Raw genomic sequence first — 6,670 nt, 5'->3', positions numbered from 1 at the left:
GCAGCTAATTCTTTTTGTTCAGGGGTTAGGTTGTCTTTTTCTTTGAATGATCCTGTTGTATTGGCTTGTTTGACCCATTTATCAAAAGCTGAGGGGGTTAATTCATATTCCCGAACGATTTCTGCTCGCGGTTTCCCAGCATTGTACAAGTCTACCATTTGTTGTTTAAATTCTTTTGAATAGGTTCTTCTTTGACGTTTTGACATAATTTTTCCTCCAGGTATTTTCTCTTATTGTACACACCTTATTTTTTCTGTCTAGTCCAGTGTAACCTATCCATTTATTAAATAGGTTCTCAAGAGATTATGCACCAGCTACACTTGAAAAATTTCATACACACATGAGAGCATGTGTAAAACAAGCTTTTGCTCTAGGTCATATCTCCGTTGAGTTTACTTCTGGAAGCTCTTTAAGGGGGCTAGGGGATAAGACAAAAGAGAAACCAGTCTATCAAAAGTATATTGATGATGCTCAGTACAAAAAAGTTGTGCAGTATGTAGTTCAACATAGAGATAAAGAATCCTCTATTTATTACGCGATAATTTTTGCTTTATTAACAGGATGCCGATTTTCTGAGATCGTTGGGCTTACCATCGATGATCTGAATTTTGAGCAGGGTTTTATAGATATCAACAAGACCTATGACTACATTGCACCTCCTTCAAATTTGACTGATTGGCTTCCTTGTAAAAATGCCAATAGTTATCGAAAAGTAGAAATGTCACAGAATTTGGCTGAGCTTGTTAGAGAGTTATGGCAGTATCAATCAAAAAGATGCCAAGCTAGGAATATTCCAAATCCTCGTAAACAAGTTTTCTTTGATTGGCAAGAGGGGATATGTAATAACCGAAAAGCCAATATTGAGATTAAGAAAATTCTTGTTGAGTGTGGCATAACAGATAAGCCAAAATTTTCTATGCACTGTTGCCGACATACATTTGTTTCTTTCTTAATTTATCAAGGGTATGCTGTAGAAGAAGTGGCATTAATTGTTGGTGATATGCCAGAAGAAATTAGAAAAACATATTATCATGTTTTTCAAGAATACGATGCGAGAACTAGGTCTAAAACTCGTGGCTTGATGAACTCACTTTTTTAAATCGTTATTTAATCATGAAAAAATGGGTGCGAAAATGGTGCGAGGAATTGAAATGTATTTAAAGGTATTTTATGAAAATCGCTAAATAAAAGAGATTTGAAAACTATTTAATGGTATTTTTTATCATGTGGCTCTGGCCGCCGGTATAGAAAAGACTGTTAAATCATTGATTTGACATTCTTTTTTTGTTCTATAATATTTAGTGTTGAGGAAAAACGTTCTGGTTTTCTCTCAACACTTTTTTACTAGTCAAAAAAATAGGCTCTTTAACAATTAGTGTTGGTAAAAGTTTAGACAATCTTTAACAAGTAGAATAGAGACTTTGGGTCAAGCAGCGTTTTTCGCTGCTTGACCTTTTTCTTTGGTTTTGATGGGCAGGGTTCGATAATATTTCCCACGATGGATAAAGATTCGAATCTTAAAGTTGATGAAGTTCCGAAAACCATAAGCCATTCGTTTGATGACTTTAATATGATTATTGGTTGCTTCTACAGGTCCATTTGAATAAGACATAGACAAAGCAAGGATGATTTCTTTTCGATATTTTTTGTAGGTACGAATCGTTTTTTGATAGCCTTCTGGTAGGTGTTTGTAGCTTTGTGTCAGTAATTCTTCAAACCCTTCAATCGCTTCTTTTTGCTTTTCTTCTTCCTCAAAATAACGAAGAACGCGTAAGAAGGATTGATACGTCTCATATCCTCGACTTAACTCCGAGTAGTAAGAAAGAAGACGATCGACAATCTCTGTTTGCGTTAAATGATCTTTAAAAGAGGGACACCAATATCGATGGTTCCAATCCAACTCACTTTGCCTTTTTTGAAGTAGTTTCCAATATTTTTTTAACTGTTTGTATCGTTTATCCGTGTCAGGAAAGGACTTCATGACAAGAGCTATTTATGTTGAAATAACATAGAATTTTGTTATAGAATTATTTTTATTTCTAATATCGTACTATTTTTGGTACAATTAGCTTTGAAAAAATATAAAAGGAGTTATTTTATGAAAACGACAAATGCTAATGAAGAGAGAGTAGATTTTTCTGTAAGTGTTGCACTATTTTGGATTAAAGGTTATATTTCTGTAGATAATAAGATGATTAAAACGTCTACACAGAATACGATTGCAGGGATTATTCCAGCTGGACAGAATAGTCAAGTATTTAGATTAGACAATGTTCAAGGTTCATCTACACATTCTAGTTATAAGCTATCATCTTTTGTTTGGGGAGCTATTATCGCGTTAATTGGTTTTTCTAGTTTAAGTGCATCTTTCTTCTTTGGATTAATATTATTAGTGATAGGAATAGTTAACTTTTTGAATGGTATTATTAATGTTATTGTTATAAATGGTAATGGTTCTAATTATTCTATATCGATTCCATTTTTTGAAAAAGGAAAAATAGAATACATTAATTCTAAGATTCAAGATTCTTTGGCTTACTCTCAAGATGCACATGACAATAATAGAGTGATGGCTAATGCGAATCAAAATACTAATGCAACAATTGAAGCTATTAGAGGTCAAAATGTAGCACAAGCTAGAGTTGAAGGAGTTCGTTCTTTTTGTTCTAGCTGTGGTTCTAGTCTTGAGGCAAGTGTTAAATTTTGTCCATCTTGCGGATCGCAAAAGTAGTTTTCATATCTGGTGAAAGCTGTGGATTCACTATCAATAGCTCACGGTTTCTTATTTCATTTTGCTATGTAGAAATATAGTTAATGTGGAAATATTCAATTGAATAAAACACTTACTTAGGATCGGGCAATGATTTTTGTTGCTTGATTCTTTTTTTTTGTCTTGTATGCTTGTCCTTGCAAATAAAACTCATGGAGCAATCAGAAGAATTCAAAGAACGAAATTCAGTTAGATGACCATTTTCAAAAGGGAGCTCTTTTTTTTCACTATCCTTTTGATGAAGAAAAAAAGTATGGAGAGAGACGACAATTATAGAAAGTTCACTATAGATTTGTTGTGATTTGAAGCATAGCAAATTTACAGACAATTTTGAAATTGTTTCGTCAATCTTTATAGTATAAAGTTATCGACCTGTCTGAAGAAAAAATAGAAACTTGCAAAGAAGGTATATGCTCGCCTTTATTGTGTGTCAATTAGGCAGTCTGATGTGAGAGAATGAATACTTAACTTTTGTGACGCATCCTTCGATGTAATCCGTCGAGAAATAGGAACTTTTGCAGTATAATAAAAGCAAAAATTAAATAGGAAAGAAGTTACTGCTATGGAATTTATAGAATTATTGATCATCATTGCGATCACGATTACATTTTCAAATATTTTAAGTAAAATTATGCCGACTGTGCCTATCTTTTTCGCACAGATTTTTTTTGGTATTCTTCTTGGAATGACGAAATATGGTCATGAAGTGAATTTTCAGCCAGAAATATTTTTGGTTATGATTATTGCACCCTTGCTTTTTCGAGAAGGAGAAGAAGCAGATACAGCTTCTATCGCAAAGAATTTTTCTACGATTTTATTTTTAGCTTTCGGAGGAGTGATTTTGACACTCATTGCTCTGGGTTTTACCTTACACTTATTTTTTCCAACCATTCCTTTAGCAGCATGTCTGGCTTTTGGAGCGGCTTTAGGCCCCACAGATGCCGTTGCGGTCGGTTCGTTAGCTAAGAAATTAAAAATGCCCAATAAAGTTATCCATATTTTAGCCGGTGAAGGATTATTGAATGATGCATCAGGAGTCACGGCCTTTCAATTTGCCGTGACGGCTTTGTTAACCGGTGCTTTTTCAGTTTTAAATGCCTCGATTACATTATTGATCTCCAGTATAGGTGGTGCATTAGTTGGGTTTGCTGTAGTTTGGATCAAAAACCGAATCGTTCGTTTTATTGAGCAAGTAGCTGCAAAAGACGTGATCAGCTATCTTTTAATTGAACTATTACTGCCATTTGTTGCTTACGTGCTTGCTGAGATGGTGGGGGTTTCTGGAATCATCGCAGCTGTAGTGGCCGAAGTATTGCAATCCAAGCGACATCAGCGAATTACATTATTCGATGCAGAGTTATCTAATCTTTCTGAAAGTATTTGGAATACGATCGGTTTTACACTGAATGCGCTAGTTTTTCTATTCTTAGGGATCGAATTATCTGAAGTTTTTTCTCCTGTATGGACAGATAGGACGTATTCAAATCTTTGGCTTTTAATGATCGTTCTGTTGTTGGTAGTCGTTTTATTTGTTGCCCGTTTCTTGATTATTCGTCTTTTCTTTTGGATAAAGGAAGCAAAGAAATCAGAGAAGACAACATTCCGAGAAATTTGTTTATTAACTTTCGGTGGTGTGAAGGGAACGGTTAGTTTAGCTGCCATCTTTATTTTACCCTTGTCAGTCGATGGGATTGCCTTTGAACAGCGGGCATTGCTTTTATTTTTAACTGCTTGTGTGATTTTTGCAAGTTTACTGGTAGGGATGTTTGCTTTACCTTTCTTCTCAGATGGAGAATATGAAAAGCCAATAGATGTAAAAGAACTAGATATTTTAAATACGGTCATCAATTATATGCAAAAAAAGCTTGAAGAAGAGCAGTTGACAGACAAGGAAGAAGTAGCGATTGAAGCTGTGATCGATCAATATCGTATGCGGATCTGGGAACTCACGACAGAAGGACTGACAGAGACTGATCAAAAAAGAATCCAAGAGTTACAGGCTTTGATGGTAACCATCGAACAAGAAGGATTAGATAAGATGTATCAGAAAGAGGAAATCACTCAAACGAGTTATATTTTATATAACCGTTTATTAGAAAGATACGAAATGGTCAATCAACAAAAATTTCTGACTTGGGCTAGTGTATGGTTAATGATTGGCCGTCGGTTCTTACGAATTCTTTTTCATCCAAAACGTTTTTGGAAAATCAAGCAGCAAAAAGATTTCACCAACTATCCAAAAATCAATGTAGATGAATTAGCTTATATTTTTGAGGAAAATACAAAGAATATTGAACGAAGATTGAAAGTGAATGAAACAAAAATGAATACTAACGTGCGTTCATTTCTTTCCGGCAGAAGAGAAATGTTATTGCGACGACTCTACCATCGAAATATCACATCAATGATTTCGATTGAGAAAAGCCCAATTTATAAGAAAGAATTACTACAAGGTTATACTTTTGAACGAAAAATAATTGATTCTTATGAGGCGAATAAGGAGATAACTTCTTATTCAGCGAATAGTTATCGTCAAAATGTTAACTTATTGGAGTCTTTTGCAATTAGTAAAACAGCCCATTAAAATGATTGAAAAGAATGAAAAAGGCATATACTTTAAAAAAATGAGAAAGTGATTTATAGTAGATTTGTAAGGTGTATATGAAGAATTAGTTGCTAAGTTTAACAAACATTTACGAGGAGTGGTAGAAATGTCACAAGAACAAATCAACAAAATGCATTCTCAAAAAGGTTTTATTGCTGCGTTAGATCAAAGTGGTGGTAGTACGCCAAAAGCTCTGAAAGCTTATGGTATTGATGAGGATCAGTATGAGACTGAAGAAGAGATGTTTGATTTGGTTCAAGAAATGCGTGCCAGAATCATAACTTCTCCAGCCTTTTCCTCAGAAAAAATTATTGGAGCAATTTTATTTGAAGCGACAATGGAAAGAAAGATTGAAGGGAAGTATACAGCAGATTTTCTATTAGAAAAAGGCATTTTGCCCTTCTTAAAGGTAGATAGTGGTCTTGCAGAAGTTGAAAATAATGTGCAGCTTATGAAACCAATGGATCATTTAACGGAACTTCTGAATCGGGCCAATGGGCATCATATTTTTGGAACAAAAATGCGCTCGAATATTTTAGGCTATGATGAAAAAGGAATACATGATGTGGTCGTCCAACAATTTGACTATGCAAAACAAATCATCTCTGCTGGGCTTATTCCTATTATTGAACCGGAAGTAAATATCCATGTGGAAAACAAAGAAAAAATTGAAGCATTGTTAAAAAAGGAAATTATTTTCCAATTAAGTCAATTAGATGAAAATCAAAACGTTATGCTAAAATTGACCATCCCGACTATCGCTGGAAACTATAGCGAATTGATGGTACATCCTAGAGTGGTTCGGGTGGTAGCTTTATCTGGAGGCTATTCTAGAGACGAGGCAAATGCTAAACTAAAGGAAAATAAAGGATTGATTGCTAGTTTCTCAAGGGCATTAAGTCAAGATTTACGAGTAGATCAATCGGAAAAAGAATTTGATCAAACCATTGCAGAAGCTATAGATAGTATTTATATAGCTTCTATCACCTGAGTTTTTTCATAAGTACAGAATAGTGAACTACTTAGACGATTCTGCTTGATTGTTATTTTACAATCAAGTGGAGTCGTTTTTTCAATTATTTGGTCTTATTTGGGGTCGTTTCTGATCAAGGAAGAATGTTCTTTCACAAACAGTTTAGTCATTCCTTTCAACGAAAATAAAAACACTAGCCAAACTGAGAATCTGTATCGATTTCCAGTTTGCTAGTGTTTTTTTGCATGAAAGCAATCAAATTCTGTAAATATACCAAACATACAGAATCAAAAGTCCAATCACAAAGACAAATAAACTACTA

5 protein-coding genes and 1 pseudogene are annotated in these 6,670 nt (G+C 34.3%); 4 read left to right on the top strand and 2 right to left on the bottom strand.

What is annotated here, in order from left to right:
- A partial coding sequence (locus ACWODM_RS10495; RefSeq protein WP_455320406.1) for a transposase occupies nt 1–206 on the bottom strand: 206 nt, incomplete at its 3' end.
- A gap of 134 nt (nt 207–340) precedes the next feature.
- On the opposite strand from ACWODM_RS10495, the gene ACWODM_RS10490 reads away from it, so the two are divergent.
- Nucleotides 341–1,099, top strand: a complete 759-nt coding sequence (locus ACWODM_RS10490) for a site-specific integrase (protein WP_455321325.1) — start codon at nt 341–343, stop codon at nt 1,097–1,099.
- Nucleotides 1,100–1,426: 327 nt separating this feature from the next.
- Here ACWODM_RS10490 and ACWODM_RS10485 read toward each other — a convergent pair.
- Nucleotides 1,427–1,984 (bottom strand): annotated as a pseudogene (locus tag ACWODM_RS10485) (transposase); the annotation flags it as partial.
- A gap of 114 nt (nt 1,985–2,098) precedes the next feature.
- On the opposite strand from ACWODM_RS10485, the gene ACWODM_RS10480 reads away from it, so the two are divergent.
- The 3 genes from ACWODM_RS10480 (at nt 2,099) to ACWODM_RS10470 (ending at nt 6,366) form a co-directional block, all read left to right on the top strand.
- A complete protein-coding gene (locus ACWODM_RS10480) occupies nt 2,099–2,731 on the top strand; it encodes a zinc ribbon domain-containing protein (RefSeq protein ID WP_455321324.1) in 633 nt (210 codons plus the stop codon).
- A 601-nt stretch (nt 2,732–3,332) separates the two neighbouring features.
- Nucleotides 3,333–5,354, top strand: coding sequence for a cation:proton antiporter (locus ACWODM_RS10475; protein ID WP_455321323.1), 2,022 nt, complete (start codon nt 3,333–3,335; stop codon nt 5,352–5,354).
- Between the two features lie 127 nt (nt 5,355–5,481).
- Nucleotides 5,482–6,366: a fructose bisphosphate aldolase gene (locus ACWODM_RS10470; RefSeq protein ID WP_455321322.1), complete on the top strand. Its 885-nt coding sequence runs from the start codon at nt 5,482–5,484 to the stop codon at nt 6,364–6,366.
- The last annotated feature ends 304 nt before the right edge of the window (nt 6,367–6,670 follow it).

This window comes from Enterococcus olivae, from assembly GCF_053760925.1.
This window is presented reverse-complemented; position numbering and strand designations above follow the sequence as displayed.

Coding starts and splice junctions, on each gene's coding strand:
- ACWODM_RS10490 (WP_455321325.1), top strand. CDS start 341: ATGAGAGCATGTGTAAAACAAGCTTTTGCTCTAGGTCATATCTCCGTT.
- ACWODM_RS10480 (WP_455321324.1), top strand. CDS start 2,099: ATGAAAACGACAAATGCTAATGAAGAGAGAGTAGATTTTTCTGTAAGT.
- ACWODM_RS10475 (WP_455321323.1), top strand. CDS start 3,333: ATGGAATTTATAGAATTATTGATCATCATTGCGATCACGATTACATTT.
- ACWODM_RS10470 (WP_455321322.1), top strand. CDS start 5,482: ATGTCACAAGAACAAATCAACAAAATGCATTCTCAAAAAGGTTTTATT.